18 protein-coding genes are annotated in these 19,911 nt (G+C 34.4%); 2 read left to right on the top strand and 16 right to left on the bottom strand.

All coding sequences use genetic code 11. The annotated features are described in order from the left end of the window. Window positions 1-4: 4 nt before the first annotated feature. The 16 genes from QUF49_RS02845 to QUF49_RS02770 all read right to left on the bottom strand — a co-directional run bounded on the left by QUF49_RS02845 (window position 5) and on the right by QUF49_RS02770 (window position 18,238). Window positions 5-922, bottom strand: a complete 918-nt coding sequence (locus tag QUF49_RS02845; protein ID WP_289494235.1) for an ABC transporter permease — start codon at window positions 920-922, stop codon at window positions 5-7. A gap of 57 nt (window positions 923-979) precedes the next feature. After that, on the bottom strand, window positions 980-2,551 hold the full coding sequence (locus QUF49_RS02840) for an ABC transporter substrate-binding protein (RefSeq protein WP_289494234.1): 1,572 nt from the start codon (window positions 2,549-2,551) through the stop codon (window positions 980-982). Window positions 2,552-3,101: 550 nt separating this feature from the next. Beyond that, entirely contained in the window at window positions 3,102-4,112 is a 1,011-nt protein-coding gene (gene galE / locus QUF49_RS02835; RefSeq protein ID WP_289494233.1) for a UDP-glucose 4-epimerase GalE, read from the bottom strand. 93 nt (window positions 4,113-4,205) lie between these two features. After that, window positions 4,206-5,270, bottom strand: a complete 1,065-nt coding sequence (locus QUF49_RS02830) for an N-acetylneuraminate synthase family protein (RefSeq protein WP_289494232.1) — start codon at window positions 5,268-5,270, stop codon at window positions 4,206-4,208. A 3-nt stretch (window positions 5,271-5,273) separates the two neighbouring features. Continuing rightward, a complete protein-coding gene (locus tag QUF49_RS02825) occupies window positions 5,274-6,905 on the bottom strand; it encodes a cytidylyltransferase domain-containing protein (protein WP_289494231.1) in 1,632 nt (543 codons plus the stop codon). A 209-nt stretch (window positions 6,906-7,114) separates the two neighbouring features. Further along, window positions 7,115-7,540, bottom strand: coding sequence for a serine O-acetyltransferase (locus tag QUF49_RS02820; RefSeq protein WP_289494230.1), 426 nt, complete (start codon window positions 7,538-7,540; stop codon window positions 7,115-7,117). 40 nt (window positions 7,541-7,580) lie between these two features. Continuing rightward, entirely contained in the window at window positions 7,581-8,402 is an 822-nt protein-coding gene (locus tag QUF49_RS02815; protein ID WP_289494229.1) for a 6-hydroxymethylpterin diphosphokinase MptE-like protein, read from the bottom strand. Window positions 8,403-8,418: 16 nt separating this feature from the next. Beyond that, a complete protein-coding gene (locus QUF49_RS02810) occupies window positions 8,419-9,861 on the bottom strand; it encodes a flippase (RefSeq protein ID WP_289494228.1) in 1,443 nt (480 codons plus the stop codon). Beyond that, window positions 9,839-11,077, bottom strand: coding sequence for an O-antigen ligase family protein (locus tag QUF49_RS02805; RefSeq protein ID WP_289494227.1), 1,239 nt, complete (start codon window positions 11,075-11,077; stop codon window positions 9,839-9,841). The genes QUF49_RS02810 and QUF49_RS02805 overlap by 23 nt, the downstream gene beginning before the upstream one ends. Window positions 11,078-11,388: 311 nt before the next feature. After that, window positions 11,389-12,519, bottom strand: a complete 1,131-nt coding sequence (gene glf, locus QUF49_RS02800; RefSeq protein ID WP_289494226.1) for a UDP-galactopyranose mutase — start codon at window positions 12,517-12,519, stop codon at window positions 11,389-11,391. Between the two features lie 96 nt (window positions 12,520-12,615). Beyond that, complete coding sequence (locus QUF49_RS02795) at window positions 12,616-13,734, bottom strand: glycosyltransferase family 1 protein (protein ID WP_289494225.1); 1,119 nt, start codon at window positions 13,732-13,734, stop codon at window positions 12,616-12,618. An 84-nt stretch (window positions 13,735-13,818) separates the two neighbouring features. Further along, window positions 13,819-14,505 carry a sugar transferase gene (locus QUF49_RS02790; RefSeq protein ID WP_425590451.1) on the bottom strand — a complete coding sequence of 229 codons (687 nt, stop codon included), beginning with the start codon at window positions 14,503-14,505 and terminating at the stop codon, window positions 13,819-13,821. A 434-nt stretch (window positions 14,506-14,939) separates the two neighbouring features. Beyond that, window positions 14,940-15,824, bottom strand: coding sequence for a UTP--glucose-1-phosphate uridylyltransferase GalU (gene galU / locus QUF49_RS02785; protein ID WP_289494224.1), 885 nt, complete (start codon window positions 15,822-15,824; stop codon window positions 14,940-14,942). A gap of 25 nt (window positions 15,825-15,849) precedes the next feature. Beyond that, the gene (locus QUF49_RS02780; RefSeq protein ID WP_289494223.1) at window positions 15,850-16,617 is read right to left on the bottom strand and encodes a tyrosine-protein phosphatase; all 768 of its coding nucleotides are present in this window, start codon (window positions 16,615-16,617) and stop codon (window positions 15,850-15,852) included. A gap of 180 nt (window positions 16,618-16,797) precedes the next feature. Then, complete coding sequence (locus QUF49_RS02775; RefSeq protein WP_425590450.1) at window positions 16,798-17,559, bottom strand: CpsD/CapB family tyrosine-protein kinase; 762 nt, start codon at window positions 17,557-17,559, stop codon at window positions 16,798-16,800. Beyond that, the gene (locus QUF49_RS02770) at window positions 17,489-18,238 is read right to left on the bottom strand and encodes a YveK family protein (RefSeq protein ID WP_289494222.1); all 750 of its coding nucleotides are present in this window, start codon (window positions 18,236-18,238) and stop codon (window positions 17,489-17,491) included. The genes QUF49_RS02775 and QUF49_RS02770 overlap by 71 nt, the downstream gene beginning before the upstream one ends. 180 nt (window positions 18,239-18,418) lie before the next feature. Between QUF49_RS02770 and QUF49_RS02765 the strand changes: the two genes are divergently transcribed. Together QUF49_RS02765 and QUF49_RS02760 are read left to right on the top strand one after the other, a co-directional pair. Further along, window positions 18,419-19,360 carry an LCP family protein gene (locus QUF49_RS02765; protein WP_289494221.1) on the top strand — a complete coding sequence of 314 codons (942 nt, stop codon included), beginning with the start codon at window positions 18,419-18,421 and terminating at the stop codon, window positions 19,358-19,360. Window positions 19,361-19,593: 233 nt separating this feature from the next. After that, on the top strand, window positions 19,594-19,896 hold the full coding sequence (locus QUF49_RS02760) for a hypothetical protein (protein ID WP_289494220.1): 303 nt from the start codon (window positions 19,594-19,596) through the stop codon (window positions 19,894-19,896). Window positions 19,897-19,911 lie beyond the last annotated feature (15 nt).

Raw genomic sequence — 19,911 nt, 5'->3', positions numbered from 1 at the left:
CCTCCTAATTAAACTTGATCCGAGGATCTAGAATGCGATACATGACGTCAGCGACTAAGTTCATTAAGATAACAAGGAACGCGATGATGAACACGCTCGCCTGAACGATCGCCATATCTCTTGTGTTGACCGCTTGGATGAGAAGCTGACCGAGACCAGGCCAAGAGAATACCGTTTCGGTTATTAATGCTCCGCCTATAACGGTGGACGTTTGAAGAGCCGTAATGGTGATAACGGGGATCAAGGAGTTACGAAAAGCATGCTTGTACACAACAAAGAAATCTTTTATCCCTTTACTCTTAGCTGTACGAACATAATCTTGACTCAAAACCTCAATCATACTCGACCGGATGAGTCGGGTCATCTCAGCGGCGATCCCTGTTCCGAGCGTTATTGCTGGTAAAATCAAGTGCGAAAACGTCCCCCGACCTGAAACCGGAAGCCAACGTAACGTAACGGAAAACAATAAAATCATCATAATACCTAGCCAAAAGTGAGGCATTGCTTTTCCTAGTACGGCTCCACCTGTTGCAAAGAAATCAAGCGGTGAGTTTTGTTTCGTCGCTGACCAGATGCCAAGTGGAATCGAGATCACAATCGCAACGACCATTGCGGCAATGGCGAGTTCCATCGTGGCTGGCAGTCTTTCTAGCACGATTGGAAGCGCACTTTGGTTATAGCGGAACGATTCACCAAAATCACCTTGAACAAGTCCCATCACATAATTTCCATACTGCACTAAAAACGGCTTGTCCAAGCCTAACGACTCACGAAGAACTTGAATGTCTTCCTGACTCGCGTCTTCCGGCAGCATGAGTGCTACAGGATCACCCGCGACAAACACAAGTGTGAAGACGACAAACGAAATAATGAATAACACGGGAATCAGTTGCAGAATCTGTTTCACCAAGTACTTTCCCATTCTTTCACCTCTTGTATGAAAGGACTAAGGAATAGATCCTTAGTCCTTCGTTTCTGATTATTTTCTTGAAATGGATGGTGCGTAAATCATCTCGTCAGCTGTTGGCTTGAAATCGATACGGTCGTTTACCCCGTTATTGATTTTTTCTTGATACAGCATGATTTCAGCTGTATCTTCAGCTGCGATCTCTTGGATCTTCTGGATTTGTTCTGCACGAGACTTCGGATCCATGTTCACTTGTGATTCTGTTAACAGTTTTTCGATCTCATCGTTCTTATAATCGGTTTCTCCTTTAAAACGTTCTGCACGGTAAAAGTCTACAGAATAAGCGCCATCAAACATAGAGTTACCAAGTCCGATTAAGTAAGCATCTTTGTTCGTTTTCGCCGTTCTCATTTCAACAAAGTTACTCCACTCCATGAACTCGATATTTACTTTAATGCCAACAGCAGAAAGCATACCTGAGATCATTTCCACTACTTCAGCATCTTGTAGGTAACGCCCTTTTGGAGAGTGAAGCGTCATTTCAAAGCCATCTGCTTTTCCAGCTTCTTTTAATAGTTTCTTTGCTTTTTCGACATCATAGCGGAACGTGTTATAAAGATCCGGGTTGTGACCAAAGTTATTCGGACCTACACGCGTACGAGTTGGAATCGCCCCACCTTGAAGAACATTTTCTGCTAATGCTTTGTCATCGATCGCATAGTCGATCGCTTCACGAACCTTTTTATCAGCTGTCGGGTATCCTTCCGTCGCTCTCACCGTCAGCATGATGTTACGGTTAGATGTTTCAGAAACCATATGCGTTCCATCGTTCTTATCAACGCGCTCCCAGTCCGTTGGAGGTACGTTGATCGCGATATCCACGCCGCCTGTTAACAATTCAGAAACACGTGTGGAGTTTTCAGGAATAACACGGAAAATCACTTCATCCCACTCTTCGACTTTGCCTTCGTAATAATCTTCAAATACCGTTAAAACAATCTTGTCATCACGAACCCACTCTTTGAACTTGAAAGGTCCTGTTCCAACCGGGTTATTTAAGAAGTGATCCCAGCCTTTTTCATCGATATACTTTTTAGGAAGCATACCAGAACCTAGACGGGAAAGGCGGTGTAAAAGGGATGGCTCTGGTTTATGCGTGATGATCTTAAATGTCAGATCATCCACCACTTGTACTTCTTTGATCTGTTTGTAGTTTGGGTATTCCTTTAACGTATCGTCCGTCGCTACTCTTTCAAGGGTGAACTTTACATCCTCAGAAGTTAGTGTGTCACCGTTATGGAACTTCACGCCTTCTTTCAGCTTCATCTCAACGGTTACATCATCGATCTGCTTGTAATCTTCTACAAGCTCTTTTTGGATCTCACCTTTTGCATCTTTTTTGAATAAATAGTTGAACATGTTATCATGAACAGCTTCCGTAGACGTGTTGTTATGGTTATGTATATCAAAACTTACAATATCCGTTCCCATGGCAATCTTTAACGTCTTGTCCTCTTTGTCGACAACCGTTTTCGTCTTGCTAGCACCCTCACCATCTGAAGAACCGTTACTGCTGCAACCTGCTAAAAACAAAGAACTCATTAAACAAGCCACTAAAAAATAAAGAATTCCCTTCCGATTCATGTTGTTCCCCCTCTTATAATGTATAACTCTGAGAACTTAAGTATATTTATAAGTTTCAGAATATTATTATAATATATATTATTCTAAAAATATGGTAAAATCAACATTATTTTCTATTTTTTAGGTAATTTGTCGGATAGAAGGGGATTATGGGTAAGTTTTATAACATTTCTGCTTAAACAATATCATAGGACTTTTAGATCGATATTGTGGATATTAAATAAAGAGGAATATGTAAATTAAAAAACCAATACGATTTCTAAAATGTAGAATCAAATGCCTGTACGTAATTGGTGTAAGGTAGAATACTGAAATATTCGAAAAAACATAAATAATTGAGAAAAGGTATTATATAACTGATTGTAGCATCTTTTTTTAATCGGTAAGATATTTGACTTATATGGGTAATATTGTCAAAATATATATGTATTAATAGAAAGAATGAAATCCAGAGAATTCTATTATGTAGTGGAATTAATTAGCTGAAGTTACCCATATAATTACAAATAAACCCGCTGGACTTAGATGAAATCCAGCGGGTTCCTTTAATTTATTTTGCTTCAACAAAATCTTTATAATTCTTTTCAAATCCCCATGCATCACGGCACATGGCAATAATATCACGTTTAGCCTCCCAGCCAAGCTCGATCTTTGCTTTTAAAGCATCAGCATAGCATGAGGAAATATCTCCAGGTCTACGCTCTACAATTTCATAAGGAACTTCAATACCATTAGCTTCTTCAAATGCTTTCAATAACTCTAGTACACTGGTACCTTGACCAGTTCCCAAGTTATAGACACGAGCACCTTCTTTGAGGTTATCTAACGCTGCAACATGTCCTTCTGCGAGATCTAACACATGAATATAGTCCCTTACACCAGTACCGTCTAAAGTTGGATAGTCGTTTCCAAAGATTCTGAGTTTCTCCAATTTGCCTTTTGCCACTTGAGTAACATAAGGCATTAGGTTGTTGGGAATGCCATTAGGTACTTCACCAATTAAACCACTTTCATGAGCACCGACTGGATTAAAATATCGAAGAAGAGCTACTGAAAATTCAGGATTTGCTTTAGCTATATCTGTTAGAATTCTCTCACTTATTGCTTTTGTTTCACCATAAGGATTCGTAGTTGGTAACAGACCCATACTCTCAACAAAAGGAACTTTATTTTCTCCGTATACTGTTGCTGATGAACTGAATACAAATCGATTCACACCATATTTCTTGCAGGCTTTTGTAAGAATCATAGTGCTAACGATATTGTTATAATAATAAGTTAGTGGCAAATCTACAGATTCACCCACTGCTTTCAATCCGGCAAAGTGAATAACACCGTCTATTTTATTATTATTAAAAATAACACTAACAGCTTGTTCATCCGTTACATCAGTCTCATAAAAAGTTACTTCTTTATTTGTAATATCTATAATTTTCTCAACGGTCTCACGCTTACTATTACAAAGGTTATCAGCAATTATTACTGAATGTCCTGCCTCCAGCAAAGCAACACAAGTATGGGATCCTATATAGCCAGCGCCACCTGTTACTAATATATTCATAATTAAACCTCCGCTCAAATTTAAATAACTTTAAATAGAATGATCTATAATTTCTCATATAAAATACAAAGTCTAATTCACGGAAGTTTATTTTTAAATCATTTCATACTGAAGAATTGAATCTTCTGATATATCCACTAAAGCTTTCTTTCCAATAACATTTTTTATATCAGCAGGAGAAATACCTGTACCCGGTCTTTTAAACGTAAGCATATCATTGGTTATAACTTGTCCCTTTTTTATAGAACTTGCTGCTACTAAAGACCTTCTAGCATTTTGTCTGGAGTTTAGCTCTGTCTCAAGGTAATTAATCTCATATGATCCTCTAATTTCTTGTAAGAAGTTAATACCTTCAACTATTTTTTTTGCATCAGCAGGATCCATCGCATGATAATGGTCATTACCAGGAAAATTTTTATCTAAAGTGAAATGTTTTTCTACTACAATTGCACCTAAATTAAATGCTGTTTTAACTATATCTGCATCAGCATCAGGTTTTGTATGATCAGAATAACCGATAATTACATCTGGATATCTATTCTTTAAGCTAACTATCTTATTAAGGTTCGCATGAGCATATGGAGTTGGATATTCTAGTACACAATGCATTATAATTAAAGGCTGATTATTATACTCTCTAATTGTTGCAATAGTATGATCAATTTCTTCAACATTTGCAGCTCCAACAGATAGTAGTATAGGCTTCCCTTTTTTAGCTTGGTACTCAACAAACGGTAAATTATTTAAATCAGAAGAAGATATTTTATATACATTCATCAAATCATAAAGATAATCAGCTGACTCTATATCAAAAGCAGTTGATAAAAATTCAATCTCTAAGTCTTTACAATACTGAGCTAACTCTTTATATTCTTGATAAGTAAAGCTATCAAACTTTTTAAAGAGTTCGAACTGCGAAGTTGTTGCCTCTTCATTTGTATCCCAGTAAGAAGGAGACTCTTTAGCTGCTAACGTTTCAGCTTTATAAGTTTGAAATTTGACAGCATGAATTCCAGCTTCCTTGGCTTCCTTCACCATCAGTTTTGCTGCTTCCATTACTGTAATGTTCATTTTTTTTGCTATATCATAATAATTTACACCTATCTCCGCAATAAGAACAAACTTTCCATCTTTTACTCTCTCAATTATTGTTTTCATACTTTAGTCCTCCTTTATTATTATATCTATCACTCTATTTATACCTTTTTTCAGTTCATGCCTTAACATAAGTTCTCGCATTTCAAATCTGATTTGGTTAGCCTCTACTAACCATTTAAATGTAGCATCAATTGTCTCTATAGATATATTTACACCTAATCCTAAATTCAAAAAACCATTTTGCATTTGGGCAAAAGTATGCAATTGCTCTCTTTCATTTTGCGCTAATACAATAGAAGGAATTCCTAAAGATGCCAGTTCAAATACAGTTCTGCCCTGTGATGTAAATGCAATATCTGCATTTTTCATATGATCACTTACTCTTTTTACATCGTTTAAGACGAATATATTTTCATGTTCACTTGAATAAATACCTTGCTCATGACTGTTATAACCTTTACCAGTAATAAATGTGAATTTAATCTTTGAATCTATTGAATTAAATAATTTTGCCCAAGTATATATTTTATTCGTCAGATTGGAAGGATCTGTTCCTCCAAAAATAATCAATACATTAGTAACTTCTTTACAGAATTGCTTTGGCTTATTAATAAGGAATTCATCCCTAAGACAAACATAGTTTTCACCAGAATATTCGTGAGGTAATTTTAATTGATTATTATAGAGCGCATTGATCACCGCATCAGCATAAGTTGCACCTTCACCTAAATCTTCAATAGTAATTACTCTATTTACTAAGTTTTTTAATTTTATAATATACCTTTTATCTGTGTCTAAGCAGTCATTAACAACAATATCTGCCTTCCAATTTTCTAGGAAATCAAAAAACTCATCATTAGAATTAATTAAGATATAAGGCATAAAGCTACTTTTTATCTTATTTATGCCTTCTGAATGTTCTTCTTTCAAAACAAACATAATTTCATGACCTGTCAAATTATATGCTAAGGTTAAGCAATGATAAATATGACCCATACCAAGTTCCTTAAATCCATCCACTCGAAAAACAATTCTTTTTTTCTTTAACACATTTTCACATATTATCCAATCACTTTTAGTATCAATATCAACCGATTCTTCTTCGGGCACTTCAAAAATAGAAATATTCTTGCCCATACGAGTACCCGGTGTGACATATTCTCTTTTAGTAATAAAAAAAGCTCCTGTTTCGATAAAGTTAGGTGGCAACTCTTGTCTATTTACTCTTTTTTGATAGTTAGGGATATATCCACTTTCATTTGCCGACCAAGTTAAATGTGGATTGTTAACCGCACTTATATAAGTATCTTTCCCACTATTTAAAAAGCATTCCAAAGCTGTATTTAACGTTTTACCTTTTAGTAAAGGAGAGGTAGCTTGAAGTGTTATAACAACATCATATTTTATTTTCCTAATTTGTTCCATTTTAACAACTGCGTCGTAAATAACTGGATCTAGCGTCACTTTATCCCCAGCTAATTCTACTTTTCTCTTAATGCTGTTAACATTATTTAATTTAGCAATCCCTAGAATTTCTTCATCGTCTGTAGTCACTACGATATCTGTAATAAGGGAACATGATTTAGCATTTTCTATAGAGTATGATATCATTGGTTTCCCATTCATTAATCTTACATTTTTTCTTGGTATACCCTTCGAGCCTCCTCTTGCGGGTATTACAGCTAATATGTTCATTTTCCGCCATCCCTCTTGACATTACTTTTTTGCTCAATATTACAGTTTGACAAAATAGTTGCTTTTAATTTTTAAAAAATCTTAACTAGAAATTTATCTTTAATTGGTTATATGTGATAAAATCTCATTAACTTCTTGACTCTAGGTACCATGCTTCGTCATTTTAATTTCTAGGTACTTACACGTAAGCAACTGCATCATGTAATACTCTATAAATCCCCTTCAACTTTTCTAACTATTTTAGCTGGAGATCCAACTGCAACAGAATTTGGTGGTATGCTGTTAATTACAACAGATCCAGCACCAATAACTGAATTCTCACCTATTATTATATCTCCCAAAACTATAGCTCCTGCTCCAATATAGCTTCCTTTCTTAATTAAAGGGGCACCACCACCGGGGTTTTTTTCACCAATTGTAACGCGATGCTGAATCGTAACATTTTCTTCAATTATAGATTTCGGATTAATTACAGTTCCAAAGCCACTGTGACAGAAATGTACCGTTTCAGCAATTGAAGCATCTAGTGAGATGTCACTTGAATAGTATGCTTTCATTATTACTGTCACCAATTTACGTTTTATGTTAGAATTGGATGTTAATCCGCTTTTCAACAGTTTATTGAATACTCCCATTTCCCATATTGTCTCCTTTACAATACAGTTAATTTAAATACTACTTAGATGGTTTGAATAGATTCCAAAAGTTAACACGATTAAAAATTTCTAATTCTCCACCGACTGTAGCATTAAATATTTTAATATTTTTCATGTCACAATATTCTTTTGCTGACAAATATGCGCACTCCATGTATTCAATGTTAGCAACTACTTCATTTGGTTTTTCATCACTAAATGCATGATTCTTAACAGCATTTCTTTTTATTATATTTCCTTTATCATCTGTAATATTTGCATATGTATGGTCCATTCCAATCAAATAGATTTCATCATAACCTAAATATACAGCAAATTGGATCATTGAATACGTTACCGTAGCAGCAGCTTGAACATAGTTGGATATTTCTTCACTAAAAGGCAAATCTTTTGTTTGGTGCAATTTCCTTTTTATGTGATAACAAATTGCTTTAGGATTCTCCATCCCATGCATCCTCCAATAATAATCCGAGACAAACAAATATCGAACGTCTAAATTTTCATAAATACCCTTAGTCATATCATATGGGTCTTGTATCACATAATATTTTGGTCTCCAATCAGTTTCAGAGAACAACTTATATACTCGATTGGCGCCAAAACAATCTTCGTGCTTAATCTTTTCCAACTGTTCAAATGTCAGACTAGGACCATTCCCTACTATAAAACACCGTTTACCTTGTTCTGTATTTTTAATACTTTTAATAGTCTCAGCATGATTCCCCTTAATATTCAAGGAGGAATAAAAGAAAGAATTACTCATATTAACAATCCAGTTACTTAATTCACGAGCAAAAGGTAATTTCAATATTTTCCTTCTTGCATTTGCGCTTAATAACATATTTAATTTCTCCACCTTATAGATATCGATTATATATTCTACCAAAAAGAATTTGTACCACATCATTTTTCATAATTATACATACAACCATATATGAGACAGCACCTACAACCATACTAATCATTAGTTGATTAAATTGATTCATCTGCAACAGACCTACCGCCTTAACCGATATTATTAATGAAATTAGAGCAACAGACAAACTTATTATATACATCTTTCCAATTTTAACATTTAAATCCTTTTTCACCATAATTAATAAAGCAATACAAATAAATAATTCACTCATAACAGAGGCTATAGCAGCTCCTATCCCACTGTAAATAGGGATAAGCAATGAATTTAGTGATATGTTAAAAATCATTGCACTAAAATAAACTTTAGTAGCCGCTGTATCTTTGTTAACACTTAACAATACTTGTAAAAAAAGATTAGAAAAACTTTTTAATAGTACCAATAAACATAAAATTTTCATAATATCTATAGAGGGATAAAAATTTTTCCCAAAGAGGATCGCAATAATGTATTCTGCTGTTAACCATAGTCCAACCATACTGGGCAATGTAAACCATAAAAGAACCTGAATCGCCTTTTTGATAATTACATTAAATTTACTAGTTTCTCCTTCGTATTTAATACGGCTTAATTTGGGAAGGACTGCAATTCCCATAGCGGAGCAAACATTAACAATAATATTTATCAATTTTATTGCATTAGAATAATACCCCACAGCAGAATTACCCGACATTATGCCTAACATAACAGTATCAACGGTTACATAAACCTCATTTGATACAAACGTTATTGCAAGAACAGCTACAAATTTCAAGTGCTTTTTAGGGTTTACACCTTTCAAAGTAAAATAAGCATATTTTCTTAAATTCACAATATTAAACAGGTAATTCCCTACGTATGCCATAACGAATATAGTTGCATATGTGAAAATATCATTTTCATTCTTAACAAATGCAAAAATCGCAAAAACAGAAAGGAATTTTATCAAGGAGCTTCGTAATGTAATATATTTAAACTCTTCTTTACCTTGATAGAACCAGTCGACATTTATTATATTTAACAATATAATAATTCCTAAAATATTATATAATTCCTTATTTACAATAAAATCTGTTGAATTAACAATTGAATAGTAACAAACGCTAATGATTAGTGTAGAAATAAAATTTGTAATAAATAATTCTGAAAACAAAATACTTGTCTCTGCTCTAGTAGATCTCTTGCTTATTTCACGAACACCATAGTTTGGAATTCCAAGGGAAGCACAAGCAACTAAGAATATTACAACTGTCTGTGCTACAGCAATTTCTCCAACACCTTCAGGTTTTAATATTCTAGACACGTACGTTGCAGTTACCAGAGGATAGATAACGTTTATCACACGGTACAATATATAGTATATTGAATTTTTGTATAAAGACTTACCCAAGCCTCGCCTCACCATCCAGCCTGTAATTTTTAATTTGTTTCTCCCCTTGTAACGCAGCTATTCTGTCACTATAACCAATCAAAACAAAAGTCGCCCAAAAGAAAACTTTATACTGTGTGGAATTTACTATTTCGCCGAGTAAGAAGACAAAAATAGTGACAAGAATTATCTTTCTAACTGTATCAGAATGGGAGTGGATAAATTTGTAAATAAATATTATAGTGAGAAAAATAAAGCAAAACAGCATTATTATCCCACCTTTGTACATAAAATCCAGAAGCAAAGAATGAGGATGTGGATAAGCGTGACCGTTTGGGCCAAGAACAGTTCTGCCCCCAGCTCCAATACCGATTAACAAATTATAATTTGTTTGTATGACGGATATTGCGTAATCCCAAAGAAACGTGCGCCCAGTAAAGGTTAAGTCTTTGCCCATAACTCCTATAATAAAATCAGCAAAATAATCTTGTATTCGAAATACTGTTAATAGAAAAGTACTTACATAAAAAAAAGCGAAAAAGATCGCTGGTCTTAATAATTTTTTAAACATTCTATAATTAACAAAAAGAATCAAAAGTATGAATGTAACAGCCTGTATCATCCCTGTTCCAGTTTTTACATATATTACAGATACCAGCATTAATGCAAGAATAGACAACGAACTCTTTGAAAATATCTTATTTTTAATAACGAAAGAATAAAGTATTGAAAAACAACAAAGTGGTAATAAGTTATATATCATACTATTGTCAAACCCCATTAAATAAGTATCTCCAACAACATACTCTGTTTGATACATTCCTTCGGGATAATACAACAATATAGTAATGAAGTTAAGAAAATATAAAACACCTAAAAATTTAGCAGTAGTTTTGAGATACAATTTCGGGTTATTTTGAAGAGCATAATCCGTAAACATACAGATTGCAATAGCTGGACCAGCAGTTTTTATAAGTGTTAAATAATCTTTAGAAACTAGGATTGTCGACAATGTTAATGACAGGAATAAACATATAATACAAGTTGATATTGCACTTATTTTATATTTTCTCATCAGTAGTAACAAAGCTAAATAAATTATTATAGGACCGTTTAATACAATCAACAAAGTATCAAGCCATGATAATCCTAAATATGACAAAGAATCAGGTTTTAAAAATGCTAATAGTACGAGTGAATATAGAAATGATTTGCGCGTTTCTTTAGGGTTAAATTTAATATCAAACTTCATTAGTAACGTTCACCTCCTATCTGAAGTAAGGACATAGAGATGTCTATAAAGTATAATTAATTTTCAATACAAAATAATTAAAGTAATTCAATGGAAAATATTATTTGATTTTTTTCATAACAGATTTCTAGTACCAATCAACACTATATAAATAATCTTATTTGCGTCTTACGTTTTACATCCTGATCATAGTTGTCTATTAAAACCTTAATGGCATCTTCAAGATACAATAACCCACAAAAAAGGGTGGGATTAAAATTTTAAATTAAATATCAAAGCATACGTCACTTACTAATTATTCTCCGGCTTATTCACTGATTTTCATTTTGCAGTACTTTGTTATTTTTTTGTAATTCTTTATTAACGCAATTTAATGCCGAGGCTATAATTTGATGCATATCATAATATTTATAATTAGCCAGCCTACCCCCAAAGATTACATTTTCTTCAATTTCAGCTAATTCTTTATATTTTCTGAATAACTCTGTATTCTTTTGATCGTTTATAGGATAGTAAGGTTCATCACCTTTTTCCCATTCTGTTGGATGTTCCTTTGTAATAACTGTTTTCTCCTGATTCCCAAACTCAAAGTGTTTATGTTCAATAATTCTTGTGTACGGCGTCTCAGGATCCGTATAGTTTACAACCGCATTCCCTTGAAAGTTTTCGTTATCTATTAATTCTGTTTCAAATCGTAAACTTCTATATTCTAATACACCGAATTCATAATTATAAAATTCGTCAATCATACCTGTAAAAACTATTTTTCGGCTTGTCTTACTCAATTCTTCTCTTTCTTTAAAATAATCAACCCCTAATTTCACTTCACTTCCTTCTAACATTTTTTCTATTATTCTCGTATATCCCCCAACTGGAATACCTTGGAATTTATCATTGAAATAGTTGTTATCATAAGTAAACCTTACCGGTAACCTTTTAATGATAAAATCTGGCAATTCATTTGCAGGTCTCCCCCATTGTTTTTCTGTATAACCTTTTATTAGCTTTTCATAGATGTCAGTTCCAACAAGTGAGATAGCCTGTTCTTCCAAATTTTTAGGTTGCGTTATACCGGCATTAAGTTTTTGCTCTTCGATTTTTTCTTTTGCTTGTTGAGGTGTTATAACTCCCCAGAGTTTATTAAAGGTATTCATATTAAAAGGGAGGTTATATATTTGCCCCTGATAATTTGCTATAGGTGAGTTTATATAACCATTAAATTCTGTAAACTGATTGACGTAATCCCATATCTCTTTATTATTTGTATGAAAGATATGAGCACCATATTTATGAACATTTATACCTTCAATATCCTCACAATAAATATTGCCCCCAATATGATTTCTCCTATCAATAACTAAACATTTTTTTCCTCTTTTATTTGCTTCATATGCGAATGTTGCACCGAATAATCCTGCACCAACGATTAAATAATCGTACATTAAATACTCCCCCTTACAATTAGTTAGATTCTGCTATTATCTCCTCATGACAATATTGATAGAGTAATAGTAAGGATATATATTAAACTGAACAAGTTATTTATTATTTTTTTCAATAGATGTCATATAATATTGCTGTAAATTTTTCGCTGCTGCTTTTATGTTATAACCAGCCTCTGTCATTTCTTTAATTTTATTTTCCCTTGTAGCCCCTTTTAGACTCACAATAATTTCAGCCCATTGCTTCACACCGTCCTTAAAGGACAATCTCTTAGATGTATCGAGAATTCTAACTTCTTCAGTAATAGTATCAGAAAAAACAAACGGTAATCCCGCTGATTGAGCTTCTATTCCAACTCCTGGAACCCCTTCATATAAAGAAGGAAGAACAAACACGTCTAACGCTTGATACAGTTGGGCAACATCATTTCTTTTTCCTAAGAACTGTACTGAATTTGTCAAATTAAGATTAGAAACTTTCTCCTTTGTTTCATTTAACAATTCACCATCACCAGCTAACAATAATACAGCATTAGGTTCTATGGATTTAATTTCTTTAAATACATCAATTAAAAAAGAATGGTTTTTTTGTGCCACAAATCTCCCAAAATGTCCAATCGCAAATTTATTGTTTATTCCCAATTCCGTACGGACGGTATCTCTCACCTTTTTATTATAAGTGAATGTTTCCACATCCCTTGCAACAGGTAAATAATACATGTCATAAGTCTCAAAACAACCATTTCCAAAAAGCCACTCACCACCAAGTCTAGAACTAGCTGCTAAATGTGTGGGAAAGATTTTTGATAAAGGTCTTAATGAGTATTTCATAATATTTTTAAAGACTTCACCCTTACCTGCAGTTGTATGGCAATGAGCTATTCGAATTGGCACCCCAGCTTTTTTAGCTGCATATAAGGGAAATACGGAAAGAGTACTAATGTGAGCATGAACAATTTTATATTTATTTTTTTTAAACAACTTAGTTAATTCAGATATATATTTATTTATTTTTTGATATGGAGGAACAATAATTACTCGACCACCCATTGATTCGATTTCATCACGTGGTATGCCAACAGAATCTTCATCTATAATAAAGTCAAATTGAATTTTTTCCTTGTCAACATGTCGATAACAATTAAACACTAAGGTCTCCACACCATAGTTTATCCACTTTCCAATAACTACTCCAACTCGATTAACTTCACTCAAAACTTTTACCCCTTTACACTCTTATTTGTTTGCAAATAAGAATATTATTTATATCCACTTATTAATTTCCACTTAATTCTTTTATTAATAAGCGTTTTTCCCAAATACAACAGCAATGGTTTTAAATATAATTATTAAATCTAAGGCTAGATTTCTTTTAGAGATGTATTTCAAATCTAATTCAACCATTTGCTCAAAACCTAGTGAGTTTCGGCCACTAACTTGCCACAATCCAGTACAACCAGGAATTACCGCTAATCTCTGCTTATCATAATCGGTATACAATTTCACTTCCCTAGGCAATGGTGGCCTAGGGCCAACTAAACTCATTTCTCCTTTAAGCACATTAAAAAATTGAGGTAATTCATCAATACTTGTCTTCCTAATAAACATTCCAACTCTTGTTATACGTGGGTCATATCTCATCTTAAACATTGGACCTGCAACTTCATTATATTCCAATAAATCCTGAAGTTTATCTTCAGCATTTGATACCATTGAACGAAATTTGTACATATTGAATTCATTTCCATCTTTACCCACGCGGACTTGTTTAAAGAAAATAGGTCCATTTCGATCTTCTAATTTTATAGTTAGTGCAACAAGTAAAAATATAGGAGATAATAAAACTATCCCTATAATCGCTGATAATATATCTATTAATCTTTTATTAAATAAGTAATACTTATCCCCATCAACTTCTAAATGATGAAAAGGGTTATTCCTTACATTTTGTGCAGCGTTTGATTTATTAGACGATGTCACAGCCAATTCTCTCCACCAGCCTTCCTTTACAAAAAATTATTTCAATATAAATTAGTGTTTAATTTCTGAGAAGACCATTGTCTAATTATAATTCTAGTATTAAATAAAAAGTCATTCGTACACTTTAATAAACTTCATTTCTTATATATAGCTATCTGTTTATCTACATAAACCAACTGATTGAATTTATCACCCTGTTCACCGTTTTCAAAATACGACACTCATTTCAACACATAAACAGAACAACGAATATTATTTCTTGCAAACTAAAATATTTGGCCAGATACTTAACAACAGCAAAAAAAAAAAGCGTGAACTGGACCATTATTCCAACTCTTGTAACATTATGGAAAGCGTACTTCCTCGTACACTTTCCTCAAATTTCTATTTTCATGAACCGTAGCGGGACTTCCTTAAAAGGCGGTCGCACCCGAAACGAATTAGCTTATTACCTTTAATTCTTCTAGTAATCGTTCAAGATCTTGCAGCAACTGCTTATTAAGATCTTTATCTTTTAATGCAAATTCTACCGACGTCATTATAAACCCTAACTTTTCCCCAACATCATACCGTTTACCTTCGAAGTCGTACGCAAATACTCTTTGGAATTTATTTAATTTTTGAATAGCGTCAGTTAATTGAATTTCCCCACCAGCACCGGTTTTTTGTTCATCTAAATATTGAAAGATTTCTGGTGTTAAAATATAGCGACCCATGATAGCAAGATTTGATGGAGCCGTTCCTTCCTTAGGCTTTTCAACAAAGTTTTTAACTCCATACAAGTTATTAAAAGAACTTGATGGTTCTATAATTCCATAACGATGAGTCTCGTTCTCTGGAACTTGCTGAACCCCAATAATTGATGCGGTTGTTTCCTCGTATCTTTCAATCAGTTGCTTTAAACAAGGCTTGTCTGCTTGTACGATGTCATCTCCAAGTAGTACGGCAAAAGGCTCATCTCCAATAAATTTTTTTGCACAATTTACAGCATGACCCAAACCTTTTGGTTCTTTCTGACGAATATAATGTATATCGACTAAATTTGAAGTGTGCTTGACCTTCTCAAGCAGTTCGAATTTACCCTTTTCAAACAAGTTCTGTTCGAGTTCGAAGGCATGGTCAAAATGATCTTCAATCGCTCGTTTCCCTTTACCTGTTACAATAATGATGTCTTCGATGCCCGATTCGATTGCCTCTTCCACAATGTACTGGATAGTCGGCTTGTCTACGATTGGCAGCATCTCTTTAGGCATAGCTTTTGTTGCCGGCAGAAAACGGGTCCCTAATCCTGCTGCCGGTATGATAGCCTTTTTTACTTTTTTCATTGTTTGTTGTTGTCCTCCTTTAGATTTAAAAGATACCTAAAAATTTCTTTTTCCGTATATGCAATGGTTGAGGTACATAGATACTTTCGCCTTTTAACACATGTTCTGCGTTTTCTTGCAGATAATATCTTGTGTCTATTCCATGCTGTTTTTGAATCATTTCGTAAGCTCCGCTCAAATGAAAACCACGGCTGTTTGTATTGTGTGCATCTGACGCGATGAAGTGTGCCATATTCGCTTTGATTAAGTCGTGTGAAAATTGCAAAATCTTCTTTCCGAAGTTACCGACAACTGAACTTGCTGTAACTTGAGTTAGTGCACCAGTAACGACTAAATCGTATAACAGATCCGGGTTTTCTATAATCTCACTGTTGCGCTCTGGATGAACAATAATCGGTTGGTAGTTTCTAAGACTTAGTTCAAATAGAATTTCTGCGGCATATGTCGGGACACTGTTCGAAGGAAGTTCAATAAGTAAATATTTCAACTCGTTATTTAATGGTGTAAATATTCCCCGGTCGAGATCCTTTATTATTTCTTTGTAAATGCGAACCTCTTGTCCCGGGATGATTTGGAGCGGTATATTTCTTTCAGTTAATTCACCATTAAAAAAATCAACTTCATGAAGAATCGAACACCTATCATTCTCGTATCTTCCATTCCTATGATGTGGTGTTGCATACAAATGGGTAATGCCTTCCTTCACTGCGGCATCAGCCATTGCAATCGCTTCTTCTAAAGTTTGAGCTCCATCGTCAATTCCCGGCAATATGTGACTATGTATGTCTATCAAAAAAGTTCCCGCCTTTTACATGACCATAGAACTAGCAACCTATTTTACTAGTTCTAACGGCTTAATTCTGGAAACATATCGCTATATTACCATAGCTACCAAATTTTACAATGGGGTTTTTTTGTCGAATTTTGCATTTTTATGTTTTTACGTGCAAGTTTATGTTACTTGTCGCCAAATTTAATTGTTACCATAGTAGTAATAATAGTTTTCTTTTTTAAACTCTTTTCCGTTCAAAACGGTTCCAAGCAGTTTTGCTTGTGCGTGTTCAAGAAGCTCTTTTGCTTTAACGGCCCCTTCAATCTCCGTCTTACCGCTTGAGATTACAAGAATAACTCCATCTACTTTGTTAGAAAGTAACTGACCATCGGTGACAGCCATAACTGGAGGCGTGTCGAATAATACATAATCATACTGAGTGCTTGCCTCTTCAATTAATTGATCCATAGACTTTGAAGCGATTAACTCAGAAGGATTTGGCGGTACAGGGCCACTCGGCAAAACATCAAGATCTGGAATTTTCGTCATAACGGCCGTTTCTTGTAAAGTCTTCTGTCTGGCTAATACATTTGTTACCCCATAAATATTACTCACCTTAAACGTGTAGTGAACGGTCGGCTTACGAAGGTCCCCATCAATTAAAAGCACACGTTTGCCTTGTTGAGCCAACACGACAGCTAAGTTTGCAGCTGTTGTTGATTTTCCTTCTCCAGGTCCAGCTGATGTAACCATTAGTGTTTTAAACTCTTCGTCAACGGAAGCAAATTGTATGTTTGTTCGGATTGTACGGTATTGCTCTGAGATTGGAGACTTGGGATTCATATGACTAATAAGACTTCTTTGAGTTAAGTCTTGTATGGTTTTTCTTAATTTACGAGCCAATGGTTTCACTTCCCATCCTGTTTCTTGCAGCTGCTTTATTAGAATGTAGTGCTTTTTCATCTTCCACAGAAATCTTCGGAATAACCCCTAGTACAGGTAACTGCAAAATTCTTTGAATGTCTTCTTCCGTCTTAATCGTGTTATCTAAGTATTCCAGTAAGAAGGCAATGCCTACTCCCGCCATCACTCCGACCACTAATGCGATCGCAATGTTTAATAATGGCTTCGGTTTAATAGGTGATTGGTTATCTTTTAATACAGCAGGTGAAAGAATCTTTACATTATCCACGTTCATGATTTCTGTGATTTCCGTACTGAACGTTTTTGCAATACCGTTTGCAATCTTCACCGCTTCCGCTGGATCTTCATTTTGTACCGTTAAATTAAAAACCTGTGCGTTTTGTTCACTGTTTACGGTAATTGTCCCAACAAGAGCATCTGTTGTTGTATTTAAATTTAATTCTTGTACGACTTTATCAAGAATGGTTGGACTTTTAATAATTACGCTGTACGTGTTGATAATATCTACATTGGATTTAATTTGATTGGCGTCGATAATTGGCTGTTCACTTGTTTTTTGGTTTACGAGGATCTGAGTTGAAGCCTGGTAGATAGGTGTTAGAAAAAAGTAGGAAACTACACCACTAACCGCTACTGCCACCGCAGCAATGATCATGATTAAAGAAAGCCGTTTTTTCAGTGTAGCGGCAATTTCTTTTAACGAAATCGTTTCTTCCATATATGCCTCCATATGTAATTTTATAGTGTTAATTCGATGTATTATAGCACAATTATCGGTTAAATTACGTGTTTTTTTATATAAATTTGAAATTTTTGGTCGGTTTCTAACAATATACTAACATAATGTCATGAATTTGTAATTTAAAAGTTTAATTAGAATATTCAAGTTTCAAAACCCATGATATACTCCTTAATGTGGTATGAATTTATAAAGAAAGTAGCGAAGAAAATGAAGAAAATACTTCTCATAATTGGGATAATAGTCGGAGTAGCGGCACTCAGCATAGGAGGATATGGGTATTACTTGTATGACAAAACCAAAACAGCGGTAAATGACATGCAAGAAGATGTAAAAATGGATACGCCTAAACCAGTTGTACAAGGGGAAAATCTAAAGCCTTTCTCTGTTCTTCTACTAGGAGTGGATGAGCGTAAAGGTGACAAAGGACGTTCAGATACGATGATTGTTGCATCAGTTAACCCGAATACTGAAAAACTGTTCATGTTCAGCATCCCACGTGATACACGAACTGAGATTATCGGTAAGGGATATGAAGATAAAATTAACCACGCTTATGCATTTGGCGGAACGCAGATGGCACTAGATACAGTAGAGAACTTCTTGGATACACCCATTGACTATTACGTAAAAGTAAACATGGAATCTTTCCGTGATATCGTAGATGCCGTTGGCGGAGTTGAAGTTAACAACCCTCGGGCATTTGAGTACGAAGGTAACTCTTTCCCTGTAGGTGTTCAGGAATTAAACGGAAAAGAAGCGTTGTCCTATTCACGTATGCGATACGAAGATCCAAAAGGTGATCTCGGGCGTAACGATCGTCAACGTCAAGTAATTGCATCAATCATTGATAAAGGAGCACGCGTCTCTTCTATCACGAAATTCGACAACATCTTGTCAATTTTAGGAGAAAACGTAAAAACAAACATGACGTTTGATGAGATGAAAGATATTCAAAAAAATTATAAGAATGCGAGAAAACAGATCGAATCAACAGAAATCAAGAGTTCAGGCAAGATGATCGGCGGCATCTACTATGGCATTGTAGATGACGAAGAAAGAACACGCGTTCAAAATCTATTAAAAGAAAACTTAGAATAATAGGTAAATGGAACCAACTCTTGCAAAGAGTTGGTTTTTTTCATATACTTTTCTAGAATTATATTTCGTAGACATTCCGCTTATGAAAATAAGGTTTAACATGATCGTTTTTACTTTGTTAAAAAAATTCACGTTTTTTGAATCTTTCGACAAAACTCTTCATTTTACACCCCTTACCATTTTTCCAAGCCTATGATACTATGATAAAAGTAGGATAAAAAGGAGGTATTTCATTGTCTACGATTTCTGTACTTATGGTTGAACCCTCTAAACGTCCAGCCATTGTATCAATTGATAATGATCTACAAGTGTTCGAAAATATTGTAAACGGGCCGCTCGATATGCAGCCTTTCTATCGCTCCCCTTTTAAAATGGTGTGCAATGTAGATAATGGATATGAACTTACATATGGCAAGAAAAAACCGCAAGACAGTTTCTTTATCGTAAAACATGATGTCGATTTCCAAAGCATGGATCGTTCAGAAGCTGAGGAAGTCAGGGATTATCTAAAAGACAAAATGAAGAAATGGAAGTAACAAAAAGCCTCACGC

Source organism: Fictibacillus sp. b24 (genome assembly GCF_030348825.1).
Taxonomy (GTDB): domain Bacteria; phylum Bacillota; class Bacilli; order Bacillales; family Fictibacillaceae; genus Fictibacillus.
Note: the sequence above shows the minus strand (reverse complement) of the source record. Positions and strands in the feature narration are given on the sequence as shown.

Excerpts from the sequence above, each read along its gene's own strand:
- QUF49_RS02845 (WP_289494235.1), bottom strand. The coding sequence starts at position 922 with ATGGGAAAGTACTTGGTGAAACAGATTCTGCAACTGATTCCCGTGTTA.
- QUF49_RS02840 (WP_289494234.1), bottom strand. The coding sequence starts at position 2,551 with ATGAATCGGAAGGGAATTCTTTATTTTTTAGTGGCTTGTTTAATGAGT.
- galE (WP_289494233.1), bottom strand. The coding sequence starts at position 4,112 with ATGAATATATTAGTAACAGGTGGCGCTGGCTATATAGGATCCCATACT.
- QUF49_RS02830 (WP_289494232.1), bottom strand. The coding sequence starts at position 5,270 with ATGAAAACAATAATTGAGAGAGTAAAAGATGGAAAGTTTGTTCTTATT.
- QUF49_RS02825 (WP_289494231.1), bottom strand. The coding sequence starts at position 6,905 with ATGAACATATTAGCTGTAATACCCGCAAGAGGAGGCTCGAAGGGTATA.
- QUF49_RS02820 (WP_289494230.1), bottom strand. The coding sequence starts at position 7,540 with ATGGGAGTATTCAATAAACTGTTGAAAAGCGGATTAACATCCAATTCT.
- QUF49_RS02815 (WP_289494229.1), bottom strand. The coding sequence starts at position 8,402 with ATGTTATTAAGCGCAAATGCAAGAAGGAAAATATTGAAATTACCTTTT.
- QUF49_RS02810 (WP_289494228.1), bottom strand. The coding sequence starts at position 9,861 with ATGGTGAGGCGAGGCTTGGGTAAGTCTTTATACAAAAATTCAATATAC.
- QUF49_RS02805 (WP_289494227.1), bottom strand. The coding sequence starts at position 11,077 with ATGAAGTTTGATATTAAATTTAACCCTAAAGAAACGCGCAAATCATTT.
- glf (WP_289494226.1), bottom strand. The coding sequence starts at position 12,519 with ATGTACGATTATTTAATCGTTGGTGCAGGATTATTCGGTGCAACATTC.
- galU (WP_289494224.1), bottom strand. The coding sequence starts at position 15,824 with ATGAAAAAAGTAAAAAAGGCTATCATACCGGCAGCAGGATTAGGGACC.
- QUF49_RS02775 (WP_425590450.1), bottom strand. The coding sequence starts at position 17,559 with ATGAAAAAGCACTACATTCTAATAAAGCAGCTGCAAGAAACAGGATGG.
- QUF49_RS02770 (WP_289494222.1), bottom strand. The coding sequence starts at position 18,238 with ATGGAAGAAACGATTTCGTTAAAAGAAATTGCCGCTACACTGAAAAAA.
- QUF49_RS02765 (WP_289494221.1), top strand. The coding sequence starts at position 18,419 with ATGATATACTCCTTAATGTGGTATGAATTTATAAAGAAAGTAGCGAAG.